The organism is Nocardioides sp. CFH 31398, assembly GCF_022436705.1.
Lineage (GTDB): Bacteria > Actinomycetota > Actinomycetes > Propionibacteriales > Nocardioidaceae > Nocardioides.
In genome coordinates this window covers 392,489-410,731 of record NZ_JAKUHT010000005.1, presented here as the reverse complement: position 1 = coordinate 410,731, position 18,243 = coordinate 392,489, and the positions used below count along the sequence as shown (strand labels likewise).

Sequence of the window (18,243 nt, the reverse complement as noted above, 5' to 3'; positions counted from 1 at the left end):
GGACATGACCCCGGATTCGGGGTCATGTCCGCCACAGATCCGGTCGGAGCAGGTCAGCCGGCGTGCACCGGCGGGCCGTCGGTGGCGAGCTCGTCGTGCTTCACGGTCAGGAAGATCCAGACCACGGCGGAGGCCAGCAGCATCATGAACGACCCGATGAGGAACGCGTGGGTGGCGCCCTCGGTGAACGACGCCTGGAAGGTCGCCGCGTCGAGGAGGCTCAGGTTGGTGCCGGGGACGAGCGCCGACGGGTCGACGCCGCCCTGGGCGAGGCCGGCCTCGAGCGGTGCGCGGACGGCGTCCTCGCGGTCGTTCGTGTAGGCCAGCGCCACCGTGCTCAGCGCCGCGAGCCCGAGGGCGCCGCCGATCTGCTGCATGGTGTTGAGCACGCCGGAGCCGATGCCCGAGTCCTCGGCGCGCACGTGGTGCACCGCGGTGAGCGTGAGCGGCACGAACGTCATGCCCATGCCGACCGCCATGAGGACGATCCACGGCAGCAGGTGCGCCCAGTAGTTGATGTCGGCGCCGGCCGGGTCGCCCGCGGCGAGGGCGCCCAGCACCTCGCGCGGGGTGTCGGCGACGTCGAGACGGGAGAACATGAACAGCGCGGCTGCGGCGAGCAGCGTGCCGACGCCGGCGATCCAGCGCGGGTCGATGCGGTTGACCAGGTTGGACGACAGGCCGGCGCCGATCACGATGCCGACCGAGAAGGGCAGGAAGGCGAAGCCGGTGCGCAGCGAGGAGTAGCCCACGACCTGTTGGATGAACAGGCTGAGGAAGTAGAACATCGCGAACATCGCCGCCGGCGCGACGAGCATCGCGACGAAGCTGGCGGCCCGGGTGCGGTTGCGGAAGATGCGGATCGGCAGCAGGGCGTGCTCGCGGCGCGACTCCAGGACGACGAACAGCACGAGCAGCGCGACTCCGGCGCCGAGGCTGGCGAGGGTCCAGGTGTCGCCCCAGCCGTACCGCTCGTCGCCCGCTCGGGTGAGCCCGTAGACCAGCCCGACGAGGCCCAGGGTGCCGGTGACGGCGCCCGGGATGTCCATCTGACCGGGTCGTGCCTCGGACTCACGGAGGAAGCGGGGGGCCAGGAACGCCGCGGCGAGGCCGATGGGGGTGTTGATGAGGAAGGTCAGCCGCCAGCCGGACATCTCGACGCCCACGAAGGAGTCGAGGCCGGTGAGGTAGCCACCGAGGATCAGGCCGACGGCGGCGCCGGCGCCCGACATCGCGGCGTACACGGCGAAGGCGCGGTTGCGGGCGGGTCCGGCCGGGAAGGTGGTGGTGATCAGCGCCAGGGCGGCGGGGGCGGCCATCGCGGCGCCGAGGCCCTGCAGGGCGCGCGAGCCCAGGAGCATCGCCTCGTTCTGCGCGAAGCCGCCGAGCAGAGACGCGATCGCGAACACGACGAGGCCGGTGGCGAAGATGCGGCGGCGTCCGTAGAGGTCGCCGAGCCGCCCGCCGAGGAGCAGCAGGCCGCCGAAGGCGAGCGCGTAGCCGGTGACGATCCAGGACAGGTTGGCCTGGTCGATGCCGAGGTCGGTGCCGATGAACGGCAGGGCGATGTTCGTGATGGTGCCGTCGAGGACGACCATCAGCTGGGCCAGCGAGATCAGCACGAGGGCCCACCCGAGGTGGAGGTCCTTCTCGTCCCCCTCGGTGGAGGTCGGTACGTCGTCGGCCGCGCTGGGCTGCGACGAGGCGATGTCGGTCACGGGGTGTCCTTCGGTTCTGTGGTGGCGGTGGCGTGGGTGACGGGTCCGTGCGTGGCGGCGGGGAGCACGAGGTGGTCGAGGACCTGGGTGACCAGGGCCTCGTCCGGCTTCTCGCCGAGGAAGAAGCGGCGGTGCAGGACGATCCCGGGCAGGGCGGTGGCGAGCAGGTCGACGTCGGCGTCGGGGTGCAGCTCGCCGCGGTGCTGCGCGCGGCGGAAGACGCGGACGACGAGGTCGGCCTTGGGGCCGACGAAGTCGCGTCGGAACGCGGCGGCGAACTCGGGGTCGCGGCCGATGGCGGTGATCACGCTGCTCATCACCGCGGCCTGGCGGCTGTCGGTGAGACCGCCGGGGGTGCAGAACATCGCCAGCAGGTCGCCCCGCAGGCTGCCGGTGTCGACCGGCTCCGGCGTGGCCTTCTGCGACAGCAGCGCCTCGATCACGAGCTCCGGCTTGGCGGCCCACCGCCGGTACAGCGTGGCCTTGGAGGCCCGGGCCGCCACGGCGACGGCGTCCATCGTGAGCCGGTCGTAGCCGACGTCGGCCAGGACGGTCAGGGCGGCGTCGAGGATCTCCTGCTCACGCTCGCCGGCCACCCGCGGACGGACGGTCCGCTCCTCGGTGTCGACCTCGCCCGGCGTCATGTGACCCCTACCACTCGATGGAACGAAACCGTTTCGTTCCATCAACACGGTACGACGTCCCGCGGGGGAGCGCCACCCCGGGTCAGTCGCGGCCGAGGGCCTCCGACGGCAGCAGGCCGTACCGGGCCCGGTACGCGGCGGCGAAGCGGCTCAGGTGGAAGAAGCCCCAGCGCGCGGCGATCTCCGTCACCGTGCCGGTGCGCGGGTCGGCCGCGAGGAGGTCGGCGTGGGCCCGGGCCAGGCGGACGGCGCGCAGCTCCGCCATCGGGCCCTGGCCGCGCTCGCGACGGAAGGCGAGCTGCAGGGTGCGCGGCGCGCACCGGGCCTGGGCCGCGAGGTCCGCGAGCGTCCACGGGTGCTCGGGGCGGGACTCGATCAGCTCACGGACCGTCCGGACGGCCAGCGAGGCCACCCGCGGCTCGGCGCGCTCCGGCGCGAGGGTGCTGTCGTTCGGCTGCGCGGCGAGCAGGCCGACGACCAGGGACTGCTGAAGGCTCTGGGCGGCGAGGTCGGAGGTGAGCAGGCCGCCCCCCAGCTCGAGCTCGTCCACCGCGAGGTGGACGAGCCGCCACCACCCGCGCACCGACGGGGAGTCGAGGTCCACGCCCGCCGCGAAGCGCACCGGCGCTGTCGGACCGAGGTCGGGCGTGGGGCGGGCGGCGGCCTCGACGAGCGCGCGGGGGAGGTAGACGAGGAGCTGCTCGCAGTCGGGCGACCACGACATGTCGACGGTCCGGCCGGGCGACAGCAGGGAGGCGCGGTGGCGGTCCGAGACGACGACCTCGTCACCGGAGGTCACCCTGGCGCGGCCGGCGAGCGGCGCCAGGACCATGTAGAAGTCGGTCAGGGGCTCCGGTGCGATGTGCGCCTCGGTCCCGTAGCGCAGGTAGTGCACGCCGACGTCGCCGACCCGGGCCAGGTTGTGCACGACGTCGAGCTCGCCGCCACGGGGGGAGGCGTCGAGCCGGTGGGAGCAGTAGACCTCGCCGATCCGACGTCGGGCCTCGTCGAGGTCGGAGGTCCGCAGTCGGGCGTGACGCTGGAGCAGGGCGGGCATGGCAGGAGGCGGGGCTCTCGTCGACGTGGCCGGTCCCGGCCGGGGGTCGTTGCATCATCCCACTGCTGCCGGCGTCGGCCGACCGGGGCCCGGGGCCTCGCGGACCCGGCCGGGAGGGGGGGACCCGGCCGGGCCAGGGGAAAGGCTAGGGAGCGTGGGCGGGCATCGATATCCGTCCTGGTCGGTCCCTCATCCGTCCGACGCAACGGACCGACCGGTGCTGCTGCGCGCGTCACGTCGCACGGCTGCGGGGGTGCTGCCCCACCACCGACGGGCCAGGCGGGTGAGCACGGCCTGGTCGGCGACGCCGACGAGCCGCGCGACCCGGGCGAGGGGGAGGTCGGTCGTCGTCAGGTAGCGCCTGGCCTCCTGGCGGCGGACGTCGTCGGTGACGGCGGTGAAGCTCGTGCCCTCGTCGGCGAGGCGGCGCTGGAGCGTCCGGGGGTGGAGGTCGAGCAGGCGCGACACCACCCCGACCTCCGGGGCCGTCGTGCCCAGCAGCTGCCGCACCGCGCCGCGGACACGGGGCGTGAGGTCCTGGCCCGGGGCCGGTACCTGGCGTGCCAGGTAGTCGAGGGCGACCCGGCGCACGGTGTCGTCGCGGCCGGCGAGCGGCAGGGCGCGCAGGCTGCTCGGCAGCCGCAGCAGGGCGACCGGGCGGTCGAAGCGCACGCGCGCGCCGAAGAACTCCTCGTACGTCGACCGCGGCGCCACCGGCGGGTGGGGCAGGTCGACGGTCCGCAGGCCGTACGTGCCGCCGACCAGCGACCGGATGACCCGGTGGAGCGTGCCGAGGCTGAGGGTGGTGCCCTGCGGCGGGGGCGGGACGCCGGGCGGGGTGAGGTCGTAGCGCAACCCGTCCACCCCGGCCGCGCCCTCGGGGTCGGCGACGACGCTGATGCGCATCGCCGGCGCGTGGACGAAGAGGTAGCGCGAGGTGCACTCGAGGGCGTCGGCGACGGTCGCCGAGCTCTGGACGGCGAGGGCGAGGGCGCCCAGCATCGACAGGTCCTGGTGCTCGGCGACCAGCAGCCCGAGGTCGGGCCGCCCGAGCTCACCCGCCGCCAGCTCGAGTGCGGTGGCCACCGCGACGTCGTCCACGAGGTCCTCGTCGGTGCCGAGGGCGGCGGGGTCGAGGCCGGCGCGCCGGGCGAGGTCGTCGGCGTCCCCGCCCAGGGTCTCGACCACGGTGCGGAACCCCCGCAGACCGGCGGAGCGGATCACGGGCATGTCGCCCAGGATCAACGGTTTGTCGCGCACGATCAAGAACCGTCCACCCGCTCGGCGGGACGATGGAGCCATGACCGAGACCCGCACCCCGCTGCCCGAGCACGTCGACGTCGTCGTGGTGGGAGCCGGCCTGTCCGGCGTCGGCGCCGGCTACCGGCTCCAGACCGAGGTCGGGGACCGTGACTACCTGATCCTCGAGGCCCGCGAGGCGTTGGGCGGCACCTGGGACCTCTTCAGCTACCCCGGCATCCGCTCGGACTCCGACATGTTCACCCTCGGCTACCAGTTCCGGCCGTGGACGGACGAGAAGTCGATCGCCGACGGCCCCACGATCCTGCGCTACATCCAGGACACCGCCGCCGAGACCGGCGTCGACGCCCACATCCGCTACGGCACGAAGGTCGTCGCCGCCGACTTCCGCACCGACGAGGCCCGCTGGCACCTCACGCTGGAGCGCGACGGCGAGCAGGTGTCGATGACCTGCGGCTTCCTCTACTCCTGCGCCGGCTACTACGACTACGAGAACACATACACCCCCGACCTGCCGGGACTCGACGAGTTCGCCGGGACCGTCGTCCACCCGCAGTTCTGGCCCGCCGACCTCGACCACGCGGGCAAGCGCGTCGTGGTGATCGGCTCCGGCGCCACCGCGGTGACCCTCGTGCCGTCGATGGTGCGTGACGACGAGGCGTCGGGAGTGGGCCGGGCCGCCCACGTGACGATGCTGCAGCGCAGCCCCACCTGGATCAGCGCCGTCCCGAGCCGGGACCCGAAGGCCGACTGGCTGCGCGACCACCTGCCCGCCGGGCTCGCGCACACGCTGGTCCGGGGCAAGAACATCGCGTTCGGCACGGCCTTCTACCAGTTCTGCCAGCGCTACCCGAGCCGGGCGCGGAAGCTGTTGCTGGGCCTGACGACGAAGGTCCTCGGCGACGAGCAGATGGTGGCGGACCACTTCACCCCGTCGTACGACCCGTGGGACCAGCGACTGTGCGCCGCCCCGGGGGCGGACTTCTTCAAGGCGATCAAGTCCGGGGACGCCGAGGTCGTCACCGACACCATCGAGACCTTCGTGCCCGAGGGCGTCCGACTGAGCTCGGGCCGCGTGCTGGAGGCGGACGTCGTCGTCACCGCGACCGGCCTGCAGCTCCTCGCGTTCGGCGGGATCGAGCCCCACGTGGACGGCGAGCGCGTGCCGCTGTCGGAGCAGTTCGTCTGGCAGGGCGCGATGATGACCGGGGTCCCGAACTTCGCGGTCTGCATCGGCTACACCAACGCCTCCTGGACGCTGCGCGCCGACCTCTCCCACCGCCTCGTGTGCAAGGTCCTGTCCTGGATGGGCCGCCACGACCTCGCCGCCGTGGAGCCGGCGCCCGACCGCGACCTGGCCGAGCGTCCGCTCCTCGACCTGGCCGCGGGCTACGTCCAGCGCTCCATCGACGCCTTCCCGCGCCAGGGCGACTCGGGGCCGTGGCGGGTCCGGCAGAACTACGTCCTCGACTCGCTCACCACGATGCGCGCGAACCTGCGTCGCGACCTGCGGACCACGGCGCACGCCGACCTGCCGGCCGGGGCGGACGCGGGGGCCCACGACGAGAGGGTGGCCGTCTGATGAGCTCGATCCCGAGCACCATGCGGGCCCAGCGCCTCGACACCACCACCCTGACCTTCGAGGTCACCGACGTGCCGGTCCCGGAGCCCGGCCCGGGCGAGGTGCTCCTCGAGGTGGCGTTCTGCGGCATCTGCCACTCCGACCTGTCCCTGCTCGACGGCACCTTCCCCGCGATGGGGCCGCCGGTCATCACCCAGGGCCACGAGGCCTCCGGCACCATCGCCGCCCTGGGCGACGGCGTCGTGGGCTGGGAGGTCGGCGACCGAGTCGTCCCCGCCGCCGGCAGGCCCTGCGGGCGGTGCGTCCACTGCAGCCGCGCCCAGTACGACCGGTGCACGGCCCTGCAGCTCATGGCCTTCGCGTACGACGGGGCCTGGGCGCAGTACACGCTCGCGCAGGCGGCGGGCCTGACGCGGATCCCCGACAACGTCTCCATGGAGCAGGCGGCGATCCTGGCCGACGCCGTCTCCACGCCGTACGGCGCCGTCGTCCACACCGCCGACCTGCGGGTGGGGGAGTCCGTCGGGGTCTGGGGCGCGGGCGGAGTCGGCACCCACGTCGTCCAGATCGCGCGGCTGATGGGCGCGACGCCCATCGTCGCCGTCGACCTCGACGAGACGGTGCGGCAGCGCGCGCTCGACCTGGGCGCCGACCTCGCGCTGGACTCCCGCGACCCGGACCTGCCCGCGAAGATCCTCGACGTCACCGGTGGCGTCGGCCTCGACGCCGCGTTCGACGCTGTCGGCCTCGCCGTCACGTTCGAGCAGGCCCTGGCCTCGCTCGGCAACGGCGGCCGGGTGGTCGGCGTGGGGATGAGCGGTGAGGACCTCGGCCTCGGCATGAGCATGGTGTTCAACCTCAGCCGCAAGCAGGCGCGTGGCCACCTCGGCTACAGCGTCGCGGACGTCGGCGTCCTCGCCCGGCTGATCTCGACGGGTCGCCTCGACCTGTCGCGGTCCATCAGCGGGGTCGTCGACCTCGAGGACGTCGGCGAGGGCATCCGGCGCCTCCGCGAGCGCGAGGGCAGCCCGGTCCGGATCCTCGTCAGGCCGTAGGGGCCCATCGACGGACTCGACGGACTCGACGGGCTTAGCGGTCCCAGCGGTCCCAGCGGTCGGGACGCCGGTGCTCGCGCCGCCGGCCCCGCACCGCTCGCCACGCGAAGGCCAGGGAGGCCACCAGGAAGGACCCGGCGAGCGTCAGGTCGACCATCACGGCCCCGCCGGCCAGGACCCCGGCCCAGGCCGCGCTCGCGGCGAGGAGCATGCCCGCCAGGAGCGCGTCCAGGCACCACGACCCGGGCAGGTCGTCGCGCTGGACAGGGAGACGGGCCATGCCCGAACGCTAGTGCTTGCACCTTCCAGATATCGGGGGTTGCGCGAAGTGGTCAGGCGCCCCGCGACGCCCCCGCCACCGGCGCCGGGCCTGCCGCCGCGAGCGCGTCGCGCACCGCCACGGCGGCCGCGCGGCCGGCCCGGTTGGCCCCGATCGTGCTCGCCGAGGGGCCGTAGCCGACGAGCTGCACCCGAGGGTCCGCCACGGCCGCGGTGCCGTCGAGACGGATGCCGCCCCGCGGCGAGCGCAGCCCGAGCGGGGCGAGGTGGGCGACGGCCGGACGGAAGCCGGTGGCCCAGAGGATGACGTCCGCGTCCCAGGTGGTGCCGTCGTCCCACGCGACGCCGTCGGGGACGACCCGGTCGAACACCGGACGCCGCCGGTAGGCGCCCAGCCGCTCGGCGGCCCGCTCCTGGTCGCGCAGGGCGAGGCCGGTGACGCTGACGACGCTCGCGGGCGGGAGCCCGCGCCGCACCCGCTCCTCGACGAGCGCCACGGCGGCCCGCCCGGCCTCGCGGTCGAAGTCGTCGGTGCGCCACACCGGCGGACGGCGGGTGACCCACAGCGTCGCCGCCGCGACCGGGGCGACCTCGCCGAGCAGCTGCACGGCCGAGGCGCCGCCGCCCACGACGACCACCCGACGTCCGGCGAACGAGGCCGGGCCGTCGTAGTCGCTGGTGTGCAGCTGCCGGCCGCGGAAGGTCGCCATGCCCGGGTACGTCGGCACGAACGGCCGCGTCCAGGTGCCGGTGGCGTTCACGAGGGCCCTCGAGCGCCAGGTCCGCGCCCCGGCCCGGGTGAGGAGCGACCCCTCGCCGTCGTCGGTGACGGCGTCCACGGCGACCGGACGCAGGACCGGCAGGTCGAAGCGGCGCTCGTAGTCGGCGAAGTACGCCGGCACCACCTCGTTGGCCCGACCGGCGGCCCGCGGCGGCTCGGTGCCCGGCAGCGCGGCGACGCCGTGGACGTCGTCCATCGTCAGGGAGTCCCAGCGGTGCCGCCAGGCGCCGCCGGGGGCGTCGTCGGCGTCGAGGACGACGTGCTGCAGCCCCAGCCGCCGCAGGTGGTACGACGCCGAGAGACCGGCCTGGCCGGCCCCGATCACGACGGCGTCGTAGGTCTCCACGCCGGATGAACGCCGCCACGGGTCGCGCTAGTCCCGGCCCGGTCCAGACCGGGGACCCGATTCACAGGTGGCACGGCCGCCGACGGTCGTAGGTTCCTCGGGTGCAGACCTCCTCCCTCCCGACCGTCGCTCGCCGGCTGGTCGCTCTCGCGACCACGGTCGTCCTCGCGGCAGCCCCCGCCCTCGCCACCTCGGCCTCGGCCGACGCACCGGCCCGAGCCCAGCAGCAGGAGGGCCTGGCGGTCACCGGTTTCGCCCTCGGCAGCCTGCGCACCGGGCAGCTGACCCGAGACGCCGGAGCGCTCGACACGGTCACGGTCGCCGCGGTGGGCCTGCGACCCTCCGGCGCCGCGGTCGACCCGCCGTCCGACGACATGGAGCGGGTCCGCTCGAAGGCGGCGGGCCACGGCCTCGCCACCGAGCTGCTGCTCAGCAACTACAGCAACGCGAAGGGCGGGTTCGACCCCGTCGCCGCGCACCGCCTGCTCAGCAGCCCGGACAGGATCGACGCGGTGGCCGCCCAGGTCGCCGGTCTCGCCCGCGACGGCGGCTGGGGCGGGGTGAACATCGACCTCGAGCTGGTGCCGAGGACCGACGCGGGCGGGCTGGTCGAGCTCGCCGGCGCGCTCGACGACGCCCTCGGGACGGACATGACGCTGTCGATCGACGTGTCCGCGTCGAGCTCCGCGCGGGGCTACCGGAACAACGGCTACCAGCTCGAGGCGCTGGGCCGGCTGGTCGACGTCGTCGTGCTCATGACCTACGACTACTCCGGCCCGACCTGGTCCGAGCCCGGCCCGATCGGCCCCGTGGGGTGGCAGGAGGACGCCGTCGAGGTGGCCTCGCGCTTCGTCCCCGCCGACCAGCTCGACCTCGGCATCGCCGGCTACGGCTACACCTGGCCGCGGAGGGGGACGGGGCGCAGCGTCACGGTCGCCCAGGCCCGGAACCTGGTCGAGAAGGACGGCGCGACCGCCCGCTGGAGCCGGGAGCACGCGGAGTGGTCGGCGAGGCTCAGCAACGGCACCGTCCTGTGGTGGTCCGACGCCCGCTCGTACGACGCCCGCGTCGCCCTCGCGGAGCGGCTCGGGATGCACGGCGTCGCCCTCTGGCGCCTCGGCTCGGCGGACCCGCTGGGCTGAGACCGGGCCGGGGCCCACAGCGCGACGCAACGTGCTCGCAACACGGGAGGTCTAGCGTCGCCCCCACCCCTCTCGGGTCGATGCCAGGAGGCACACCATGGTCGACCAGCAGCACGCACCCACCCAGGCCACCGGACAGGTCGCCGGCGACGACTACCTCGAGAAGCGCACGCTCAGGACGGGCACGGCGGGCTGGGTCCTGCTCGCCGGGCTCGGCGTCAGCTACGTCATCTCCGGCGACTACTCCGGCTGGAACTTCGGCCTCGCCGAGGGTGGCTTCGGGGGCCTGCTGATTGCCGTCGTGATCGTCGCCGGCATGTACCTCGCGCTGGTGCTCGGCATGGCGGAGCTGTCGTCCGCGCTGCCCGCCGCGGGCGGCGGCTACACCTTCGCCCGCCGCGCCCTCGGCCCGTGGGGCGGGTTCGCGACGGGGACGGCGATCCTCATCGAGTACGCGATCGCGCCCGCCGCGATCGCCACATTCATCGGTGCCTACGTCGAGTCGCTCGGCCTGTTCGGCATCACCGACGGCTGGTGGGTGTACGCCGCGGCGTACCTGCTGTTCATCGGCGTCCACCTCGCCGGCGTCGGCGAGGCGCTCAAGGTGATGTTCGTCGTCACGTCGGTGGCGCTGCTCGGCCTGGTCGTCTTCGGCGTCGCCGCGCTGGCCGAGTTCGACGCCGCCAACCTCGTCGACATCGCGCCCACCGACGCCGCCGGGGCGTCGGACTTCCTGCCGCTGGGCTACCTCGGCATCTGGGCGGCCATCCCGTTCGCCATCTGGTTCTTCCTCGCCATCGAGGGCGTCCCGCTCGCCGCCGAGGAGACCGCGGCCCCGGAGAGGAACGTGCCCCGCGGCATCATCGCCGCGATGGTCGTGCTGCTCGCGACCTGCGCGCTCACCCTCGTGCTCGCCACGGGCGCCGGCGGCGCCGAGGCGATGTCGGCGTCCGGCAACCCGCTGGTCGAGGCCCTGGGCGGCGGGACGGCCGCGACCGTCGTCAACTACATCGGCCTCGCCGGGCTCGTCGCCAGCTTCTTCTCGATCATCTACGCCTACTCCCGCCAGCTGTTCGCCCTGTCCCGCGCGGGCTACCTGCCCACCTCGCTGTCGGTGACCAACCGCCGCCGCGCCCCCGTGCTGACGCTCGTCGTCCCCGGGGTCATCGGCTTCCTGCTGTCGCTGACCGGCCAGGGGGCGCTGCTGCTCAACATGGCGGTCTTCGGCGCCGCGCTGAGCTACGTGCTGATGATGGTCAGCCACATCGTGCTGCGGGTCCGCGAGCCCGGCATGCCGCGCCCCTACCGCACCCCGGGCGGCGTCGTGACCACCGGCTTCGCGCTGGTCGTCGCCGTCCTCGCCGTGATCGGGACCTTCCTGGTCGACCCGGTGGCCGCCCTCTGGTGCCTGGCCACCTTCGCCGCGTTCCTGCTCTACTTCGGGCTCTACAGCCGCCACCGCCTGGTCGCGAACTCCCCCGACGAGGAGTTCGCCGCCCTCGCGGCCGCGGAGTCCGAGCTGGGCTGAGGCCCGGCCGACCGGAGGGCGGGATCGATGCCGATCCGCAAGCAGAGCGTCGCGGGGACGACGTACGCGTTCGACGGGCTGGTCGAGGTCATGGCCCGGGCGACCCCTCTCCGCTCCGGTGACCAGCTCGCGGGCTGCGCCGCCGAGACCGACGCGGAGCGGGCGGCGGCCGCCTGGGTGCTGGCCGACCTGCCCCTGACGACCTTCCTCGACGAGCAGGTCGTGCCGGCCGAGGACGACGAGGTCACCCGCCTGATCCTCGACCGGCACGACGCCGAGGCGTTCGCGGCGGTCTCGCACCTGACCGTGGGCGACCTGCGCGACCACCTCCTCGAGGTCGCGACCACCCCGGACGCCGCGGCGACGTACGCCGCGCTCGCGCCGGGCCTGACCCCCGAGATGGTCGCGGCGGTCTCGAAGATCATGCGCAACCAGGACCTCGTCCTCGTCGCCGGCGCCGCCGAGGTCCGCGCCGGGTTCCGGACCACGATCGGCCTGCCGGGGCGCATCGCCACCCGGCTGCAGCCCAACCACCCGACCGACGACGCCGCCGGGATCGCCGCGGCGACCCTCGACGGCCTGCTCATGGGCTGCGGGGACGCGGTGATCGGCATCAATCCGGCGACCGACTCGCCGCGGACGACGTCCGACCTGCTGCGGCTGCTCGACGACATGCGGCAGCGCTACGAGATCCCCATGCAGTCGTGCGTGCTCTCGCACGTGACGACCACCGTCGACCTGATCGAGCAGGGCGCGCCCGTCGACCTCGTCTTTCAGTCGATCGCCGGCACCGAGGGGGCCAACCGGGGCTTCGGCGTCACCGTCCCGATGCTCCTCGAGGCCAACGAAGCCGGCCGGTCGCTGGGCCGCGGCACGGTCGGCGACAACGTCTTCTACCTCGAGACCGGCCAGGGCTCGGCGCTGTCGGCCGACGCCCACCTGGGCACGGGCGGCAAGCCCGTCGACCAGCAGACCCTCGAGACGCGGGCGTACGGCCTGGCCCGCGCACTGGAGCCGCTGCTCATCAACACCGTCGTCGGGTTCATCGGCCCGGAGTACCTCTACGACGGCAAGCAGATCATCCGCGCCGGGCTCGAGGACCACTTCTGCGGCAAGCTGCTCGGCCTGCCGATGGGCGTCGACGTCTGCTACACCAACCACGCCGAGGCCGACTCCGACGACATGGACGTCCTGCTCACCCTCCTGGGGGTCGCCGGCGCGGCGTTCGTCATCGCCGTCCCCGGCGCGGACGACGTGATGCTGGGCTACCAGTCGCTGTCGTTCCACGACGCGCTGTACGTCCGGCAGGCGCTCGGCCTGCGCCCCGCCCCGGAGTTCGAGGCGTGGCTTGCGGGGCTCGGCATGGCGGACGCCGACGGCCGGGTGCTCGCCGTCGACCTGGCGGCCTCCCCGCTGCTGGGGATCGCGTCGGGAGCCGGTTCGTGAGCGCCTCCGAGCCGGCCGCGACGCGCGACCCCTGGGCCGCGCTGCGCCGGACCACCCAGGCGCGGATCGGCCTCGGCCGGGCCGGCAACTCGCTGCCGACCCGGCGCGTGCTGGAGTTCGCGACCGCCCACGCCGCGGCGCGCGACGCCGTCCACGAGCCGCTGGACGTCGACCGCGTCGCGGCCGAGGTCGCGGACCTCGGGCTGGGGGAGCCCGTGCTGCTGACCAGCCGGGCGGAGACCCGCGGCGACTACCTCCGCCGTCCCGACTGGGGCCGCCGGCCGGGGTCCCTGGAGCCGCTCGAGGGTGTCGAGAAGGGCGCGGACGTCGCCCTGGTGCTGGCCGACGGGCTGTCCTCGCGCGCCGTGACCGACCACGGGGCCGCCCTGCTCGGGGCGCTGGCGGAGGCCCTGGAGGGCCGCAGCCTGGCCCGGCCCGTGGTCGCCACCCAGGCGCGCGTCGCCCTCGGCGACCACGTGGGCGAGGCGCTCGGCGTGCGGTTCGTCCTCGTCGTGATCGGGGAGCGCCCGGGACTCTCGGTCGCGGACAGCCTGGGCGTCTACCTGACGATGCACCCGCGGCCGGGCCGCGCGGACTCCGAGCGCAACTGCATCTCCAACGTCCACCCGCCCGACGGGCTGTCGTACGCCGCGGCCGCCCGGGTCGCGGCCGCGCTCGTGGTGGGTGCCGACGAGCTCGGCCGCTCGGGGGTCGACCTGAAGGACACCTCCGGCTCCGAGCTCACCGCCTGAGCCGGTTCCCGTCCACAGGTCGTCGGGGGTGGGGGGCCTGTGCACGGGCGCCGACGCGACCCCGCCGACGCTGCCAGCCTCGGGGGATGACGACGACGAAGAAGTCCGACCCGCCCCGACTGGTGGTCGGGGAGACGTTCGAGACCGCCTCCGGCCACACCCTCACGGTGAGCGAGAAGGCCCACGCCTGCCTGCCCCGAGTCCGCGCGCACCTCGTGGCGCTGGCCCGCGACGGCGGGACCACGACCTACGGCGCGCTCGTGCGCGACCTCGGGCTGCCCTACCCGGCGGTCGGGGTCGGCCGGGTGCTCGACACCCTCGCGGCCGACTGCGCCCGTCGCGGGGAGCCCGGCCTCGACGCCCTCGTGAAGAGCGCCCGCACCCCGCCCGGCGAGGCCGTCGCCGCCGTCCACGCCCACTGGGGAGCGGCGTCCGGGTCGGTGTCGGAGGTCGAGGCGACGTCCTGAGCCGCCCGGTGGCGGGCGCCCCTGTCAGGCGATCTGGAACGACCGCTTGGACAGGCCGAACGAGTAGTCGTCGATCACCGTGGTCGGCACCGACGGACCGGAGGACGCGCCGAGGGTCACGAACATCGGCGTGAAGTGCTCGACGGTCGGGTGGGCGTACGGCATGCCCGGCGCCTCGGCGTACCGGGTGAGTCGGTCCCAGTCGGCGTCCGCGAGCGCCTCGGCGGTCCAGGCGTCGAACTCGCTGGACCAGCCGGGGACGACGTTGTCGACGAACATCTCCCGGGTGAGGAACGGCAGGCCGTGGGTGCCGTAGCCGGAGCCGACCACCAGTACCCCCTGCTCGCGCAGCGAACGCAACCGGCGTCCGATGTCGGTGAGCCGGGCGGGGTCGTGCGTCGGCATCGACATCTGGATCACCGGCACGTCGGCGTCGGGGTACATCACCGACAGCGGCACCCACGCACCGTGGTCCAGCCCGCGGCCGGTCGTGTGCACGGGCTCGCGGTCCGGCAGCAGCGCGGTGACCTGGTCGGCGAGCCACGACGCGTCGGGCGTGGCGTAGGAGAAGCGGTAGTAGCGCGGGTGGAACCCGCCGAAGTCGTAGACCAGCGGCGTGGCGGCGGCGGACGAGGAGAGGGCGAGCGGTGCGGACTCCCAGTGCGCGCTGACGATGAGCACGGCCCGAGGCTTCGGCAGCGAGACCGACCACGAGAACAGCTGCGAGATCCAGTGCGCGTCCTCGTACAACGGGGGCGCGCCGTGGGAGAGGAACAGCGCGGGCAGCGCGCCGTCGTCCTCCGACCAGGCGCGCTGGTCGCGCGTGCGCGGCGCGTCGGTGCGCAGGAAGGACTCGTAGGCGGCGAGGGGCGCGGTCACGGTGTCTCCGATCGGATTACTTGAGGTGTCAACAACAGTAGTTGAGCCGTCTTGACGTTTCAAGTGAGGATGGGCCCGTGACTGCGCCTCCGACGACGCCCCGCTGGCTCGACCCCGAGGAGCGGGAGGCCTGGCTCGCGCTGGTCGGCACGCTCATGCGCCTGCCCGCCGCCCTGGACGCCCGGCTGGGGGAGCAGGCCGGGCTGACGTTCTTCGAGTACACGGTGCTGGCGATGCTGTCGGAGACCGACGACCGCACCCTGCGGATGAGCGACCTCGCCGGTCTCGCGTCGGGCTCGCTGTCGCGCCTCTCGCACGTGGTGTCGCGGCTCGAGCGACGCGGGCTGGTGCGCCGCGAGCGGGTGCCCGGCCCCGGACGCCGCACCGTCGCGATCCTCACCGAGGAGGGCCGCGACCTGGTGCGCGGCACCGCGCCCGACCACGTCGAGCACGTCCGTGAGCTGGTGCTCGACGACCTCGAGCCCGGCGACCTCCCGGCACTCACCCGGTGCCTGGCCCGCATCAGCGCCCGCCTGGGCGACCCGATCGAGGTGAGGTCCTGATGCGTGCCGTCCGCTACTTCGCCTACGGCGAGCGTCCGCGGCTGGGTGACGTCCCCGAGCCGGCCTGCCCCGCGGACGGCGTCCTGGTGCGGGTCGAGGCCACCGGCGTCTGCGGCAGCGACCACCACGCGTGGCGCGGCAGGGACCCGGTCCCGCTCCCGATGGTCCCCGGCCACGAGTACGCCGGCACGGTCGCCGAGGTGGGCCCGGAGGTCGCCGGCTGGTCGGTCGGGGACCGCGTGACCGTGCCGTTCGTCCTGGGTTGCGGGCGGTGCGAGGTCTGCGCTCGCGGGCAGCTGCACGTCTGCCCCCACCAGCAGCAGCCCGGCTTCACCCGGGACGGGTCCTGGGCCGAGCTGGTCGCCGTCCCCGCCGCGCAGGCGAACCTCGTGCGGCTGCCCGAGGCCGTGTCGATGAGCGCGGCGGCGGCCCTCGGCTGCCGCTTCGCCACCGCGGCCCGGGCCGTGCGCCGCCTCGGACGGCCTTCGCTCGACGACTGGGTCGTCGTCCACGGCTGCGGGGGCGTCGGCCTCTCCTCGGTCATGGTCGCGCACTCCCTGGGGGCACGCGTGCTGGCCGTCGACCCGGACGGGGCCGCCCGCGACCTCGCCGTCGAGCTCGGGGCGGAGGTGACCCTCGACCCGACCGGGGACGACGACGTGGTCGAGGCGGTCCGGGAGGTGACCGGCGGGGGAGCGGCGGTGTCCCTCGACGCCGTGGGGTCCGCCGGCGTCCTGCGGTCCTCGCTGCGGTCGCTGCGGCCGCGCGGGCGTCACGTCCAGGTCGGGTTGCTGCTCGGCGACGACGCCGAGCCGCTCGTGCCCATGGACCTCGTGGTGGCCCGCGAGCTCGTCGTCCTCGGCAGCCACGGGATGCCCGCGCCCGAGTACGACTGGCTGCTCGCGGCGGTGGGCGACGGCACCCTCGACCCGACCCGCCTGGTGACCCGCGAGGTCGGTCTCGCGCACGCCCCGGCGGCGATGATGGCGTTCGACGCGCCCGGCCGTGGTGCCGGCATCACCGTGCTGCGGCCCTGAGCCGGGGCCGCCGGGGCCGGCCGGGCCGGGAGATGGTCGCCGGCCCGCCACCCGTCGGTGGCAGGCCGGCGAACCGGTGGCGGGTCCGGCGACCGCGGACTCGGATCGCGGGCCGTTCCCACTGGGCGCTCGAAGCGCGTCCTGACTCCAGTAGAGACCCGCGACCGCGTCCACACCAGGGATTTCGGGGACTTGCCAGACAGTTCTCACCTGGGTCACAGGGAGGCACAGGTCAGCGGTCGGCGACGGCGAGCATCCGGGCGCGCAGGTCCGCGGCGGCGGGCGTCGGCGCCGCCCGGTGCACGAGACCCAGGTGCGAGGTCGCCGTGGTCGCGACCGGCCGGACGACCAGGCCGTCGGCGTACGCCGCCGCGGTGCGCTCCGACAGCACGGCGGCACCGAGCCCCTGGCGCGCCAGGGCGGCCAGCGTGGCGGGATCGCCCGCCTCGACGGCGATCCGGAGCCCGACACCGGCGGCGGCGCACGCGCGGTCCAGCGCGGCGCGCGCGCCCGTGCCCCGGGGCAGCGCCAGGACGGAGGCCGACGCCAGGCGCGCCGGGGTCAACCGACCACGGCCGGCGGCCAGCGGGTGCCTCGGCCCGAGGGCGGCGACGAGGGCGTCCTCCCCGAGGGAGGTCGACTCCAGGCCGGCGGGCGGGTCGCCGGACCACCCCACGAGGGCGAGGTCGAGACGGCCCTCCCGGACGTCGTCGGCGAGCGCCTCGGAGCCGTCCTCGGTGACGACGACCTCGACGCCGGGGTGGTCGCGCGCCAGGCTCGCGAGGGGGCCGGTGACCACGGACATCGCGCCGCCGCGCACGGTGCCGAGCCGGACCCGGCCGGCCAGCAGGCCCCCGTGCCGTCCTGCCGTGGCCGAGACCGCGTCGAGCGCGTCCAGCGCCGTCCGCGTCGCTGCGAGGACGGCGGTGCCGGCGTCGGTCGGCACGACGCCGCGCGGCAGCCGCTCGAGCAGTCCCACCCCGAGCTCTCGCTCGAGCTTCGCCACCTGGGCGGAGACGCCGGACTGGGCGACGTGCAGCGCCTCGGCGGCGGCCGTGAAGGACCCGGCGTCGGCGACGGCGAGCAGGTAGCGCAGCTGGTGGATCTTCATCACTGGTGATGCTAGGTCACATCACTCTCATCTGCTGGTGCGATGGCGAGGACCGGCGCAGAGTGGGTGCGACCGACACCCGCGAGAGCGGGACCCACCAGAGAGGGAGCGCACCATGACCGGCAGCCCGGAGCCCCGCACCACCCGTGAGGTCGCCGAGACCTACTTCGCCGCGTGGCAGGCACGCGACGCCGACACCCTGCGGTCGCTGTTCGCCGACGACGTCACCTTCGACGGCCCGCTCGCCAGCCTGCGCGGCGCGGACGCCTGCGTGGCCGGCCTGGTCGGGATGGGCGCGATCCTGGAGGGGCTGGACGTCCGGCTGCGCCTCGTCGACGGACCCGACGTCGTGACCTGGTTCGACCTGCGGACCACCGTCGCTGAGCCCGCCCCGACGGCGAACTGGACCCACGTCGAGGACGGCCTCGTCACGGCCGTGCGCGTCGCCTTCGACCCGCGCGGCGTGCTGGCGGCAGGGTGAGGGAGCGGCGGAGGTCGTCGGTCACGCGACCCGGGGGCCGGGCTGCCGCCGGGACCACGACCGGGGGGCGGACCTTGGTCCCGGCGGGCCCTGCCCGCCGCACTGCGGCGGCTCC

At 74.7% G+C, this 18,243-nt stretch carries 18 protein-coding genes; 10 read left to right on the top strand and 8 right to left on the bottom strand.

Annotated elements, in window-relative coordinates:
• Positions 1-53 precede the first annotated feature (53 nt).
• The 4 genes from MJ876_RS06580 to MJ876_RS06565 form a co-directional block, all read right to left on the bottom strand.
• On the bottom strand, positions 54-1,718 hold the full coding sequence (locus MJ876_RS06580) for an MFS transporter (protein ID WP_240235429.1): 1,665 nt from the start codon (positions 1,716-1,718) through the stop codon (positions 54-56).
• Positions 1,715-2,362, bottom strand: coding sequence for a TetR/AcrR family transcriptional regulator (locus MJ876_RS06575; RefSeq protein WP_240235428.1), 648 nt, complete (start codon positions 2,360-2,362; stop codon positions 1,715-1,717). Before MJ876_RS06575 ends, MJ876_RS06580 begins: the two co-directional genes overlap by 4 nt.
• An 82-nt stretch (positions 2,363-2,444) precedes the next feature.
• Positions 2,445-3,419 (bottom strand): AraC family transcriptional regulator, encoded by a 975-nt coding sequence (locus MJ876_RS06570; RefSeq protein ID WP_240235427.1) that lies wholly within the window; start codon positions 3,417-3,419, stop codon positions 2,445-2,447.
• A 189-nt stretch (positions 3,420-3,608) separates the two neighbouring features.
• Entirely contained in the window at positions 3,609-4,679 is a 1,071-nt protein-coding gene (locus MJ876_RS06565) for an AraC family transcriptional regulator (protein ID WP_240235426.1), read from the bottom strand.
• 40 nt (positions 4,680-4,719) lie between these two features.
• On the opposite strand from MJ876_RS06565, the gene MJ876_RS06560 reads away from it, so the two are divergent.
• Positions 4,720-6,261 (top strand): NAD(P)/FAD-dependent oxidoreductase, encoded by a 1,542-nt coding sequence (locus tag MJ876_RS06560; protein ID WP_240235425.1) that lies wholly within the window; start codon positions 4,720-4,722, stop codon positions 6,259-6,261.
• 8 nt (positions 6,262-6,269) lie between these two features.
• A complete protein-coding gene (locus MJ876_RS06555; protein ID WP_374202460.1) occupies positions 6,270-7,316 on the top strand; it encodes a zinc-binding dehydrogenase in 1,047 nt (348 codons plus the stop codon).
• 34 nt (positions 7,317-7,350) lie between these two features.
• Here the strand turns inward: MJ876_RS06555 and MJ876_RS06550 are convergent, their stop codons facing one another.
• Together MJ876_RS06550 and MJ876_RS06545 are read right to left on the bottom strand one after the other, a co-directional pair.
• Positions 7,351-7,596 carry a hypothetical protein gene (locus tag MJ876_RS06550; protein ID WP_240235423.1) on the bottom strand — a complete coding sequence of 82 codons (246 nt, stop codon included), beginning with the start codon at positions 7,594-7,596 and terminating at the stop codon, positions 7,351-7,353.
• A 52-nt stretch (positions 7,597-7,648) separates the two neighbouring features.
• Positions 7,649-8,722, bottom strand: a complete 1,074-nt coding sequence (locus MJ876_RS06545; RefSeq protein WP_240235422.1) for an FAD-dependent oxidoreductase — start codon at positions 8,720-8,722, stop codon at positions 7,649-7,651.
• A 101-nt stretch (positions 8,723-8,823) separates the two neighbouring features.
• Between MJ876_RS06545 and MJ876_RS06540 the strand changes: the two genes are divergently transcribed.
• The 5 genes from MJ876_RS06540 to MJ876_RS06520 all read left to right on the top strand — a co-directional run bounded on the left by MJ876_RS06540 (position 8,824) and on the right by MJ876_RS06520 (position 14,057).
• A complete protein-coding gene (locus MJ876_RS06540) occupies positions 8,824-9,864 on the top strand; it encodes a glycosyl hydrolase family 18 protein (RefSeq protein WP_240235421.1) in 1,041 nt (346 codons plus the stop codon).
• A 97-nt stretch (positions 9,865-9,961) separates the two neighbouring features.
• A complete protein-coding gene (eat, locus tag MJ876_RS06535; RefSeq protein WP_240235420.1) occupies positions 9,962-11,392 on the top strand; it encodes an ethanolamine permease in 1,431 nt (476 codons plus the stop codon).
• Positions 11,393-11,419: 27 nt separating this feature from the next.
• Positions 11,420-12,838 (top strand): ethanolamine ammonia-lyase subunit EutB, encoded by a 1,419-nt coding sequence (locus MJ876_RS06530; RefSeq protein ID WP_240235419.1) that lies wholly within the window; start codon positions 11,420-11,422, stop codon positions 12,836-12,838.
• Positions 12,835-13,590 carry an ethanolamine ammonia-lyase subunit EutC gene (gene eutC / locus MJ876_RS06525; protein ID WP_240235418.1) on the top strand — a complete coding sequence of 252 codons (756 nt, stop codon included), beginning with the start codon at positions 12,835-12,837 and terminating at the stop codon, positions 13,588-13,590. The genes MJ876_RS06530 and eutC overlap by 4 nt, the downstream gene beginning before the upstream one ends.
• An 86-nt stretch (positions 13,591-13,676) precedes the next feature.
• Positions 13,677-14,057 carry a hypothetical protein gene (locus MJ876_RS06520; RefSeq protein ID WP_240235417.1) on the top strand — a complete coding sequence of 127 codons (381 nt, stop codon included), beginning with the start codon at positions 13,677-13,679 and terminating at the stop codon, positions 14,055-14,057.
• 24 nt (positions 14,058-14,081) lie between these two features.
• Here MJ876_RS06520 and MJ876_RS06515 read toward each other — a convergent pair whose 3' ends face one another.
• Positions 14,082-14,936, bottom strand: coding sequence for a dioxygenase (locus MJ876_RS06515; protein WP_240235416.1), 855 nt, complete (start codon positions 14,934-14,936; stop codon positions 14,082-14,084).
• Between the two features lie 77 nt (positions 14,937-15,013).
• Between MJ876_RS06515 and MJ876_RS06510 the strand changes: the two genes are divergently transcribed.
• Positions 15,014-15,499, top strand: a complete 486-nt coding sequence (locus MJ876_RS06510) for a MarR family winged helix-turn-helix transcriptional regulator (RefSeq protein ID WP_240235415.1) — start codon at positions 15,014-15,016, stop codon at positions 15,497-15,499.
• Positions 15,499-16,536 (top strand): alcohol dehydrogenase catalytic domain-containing protein, encoded by a 1,038-nt coding sequence (locus MJ876_RS06505; protein WP_240235414.1) that lies wholly within the window; start codon positions 15,499-15,501, stop codon positions 16,534-16,536. Before MJ876_RS06510 ends, MJ876_RS06505 begins: the two co-directional genes overlap by 1 nt.
• 232 nt (positions 16,537-16,768) lie before the next feature.
• On the opposite strand, the gene MJ876_RS06500 is transcribed toward MJ876_RS06505, so the two are convergent.
• The gene (locus tag MJ876_RS06500) at positions 16,769-17,647 is read right to left on the bottom strand and encodes a LysR family transcriptional regulator (protein WP_240235413.1); all 879 of its coding nucleotides are present in this window, start codon (positions 17,645-17,647) and stop codon (positions 16,769-16,771) included.
• A 115-nt stretch (positions 17,648-17,762) separates the two neighbouring features.
• On the opposite strand from MJ876_RS06500, the gene MJ876_RS06495 reads away from it, so the two are divergent.
• Positions 17,763-18,128: a nuclear transport factor 2 family protein gene (locus MJ876_RS06495; protein WP_240235412.1), complete on the top strand. Its 366-nt coding sequence runs from the start codon at positions 17,763-17,765 to the stop codon at positions 18,126-18,128.
• Positions 18,129-18,243: the final 115 nt, after the last annotated feature.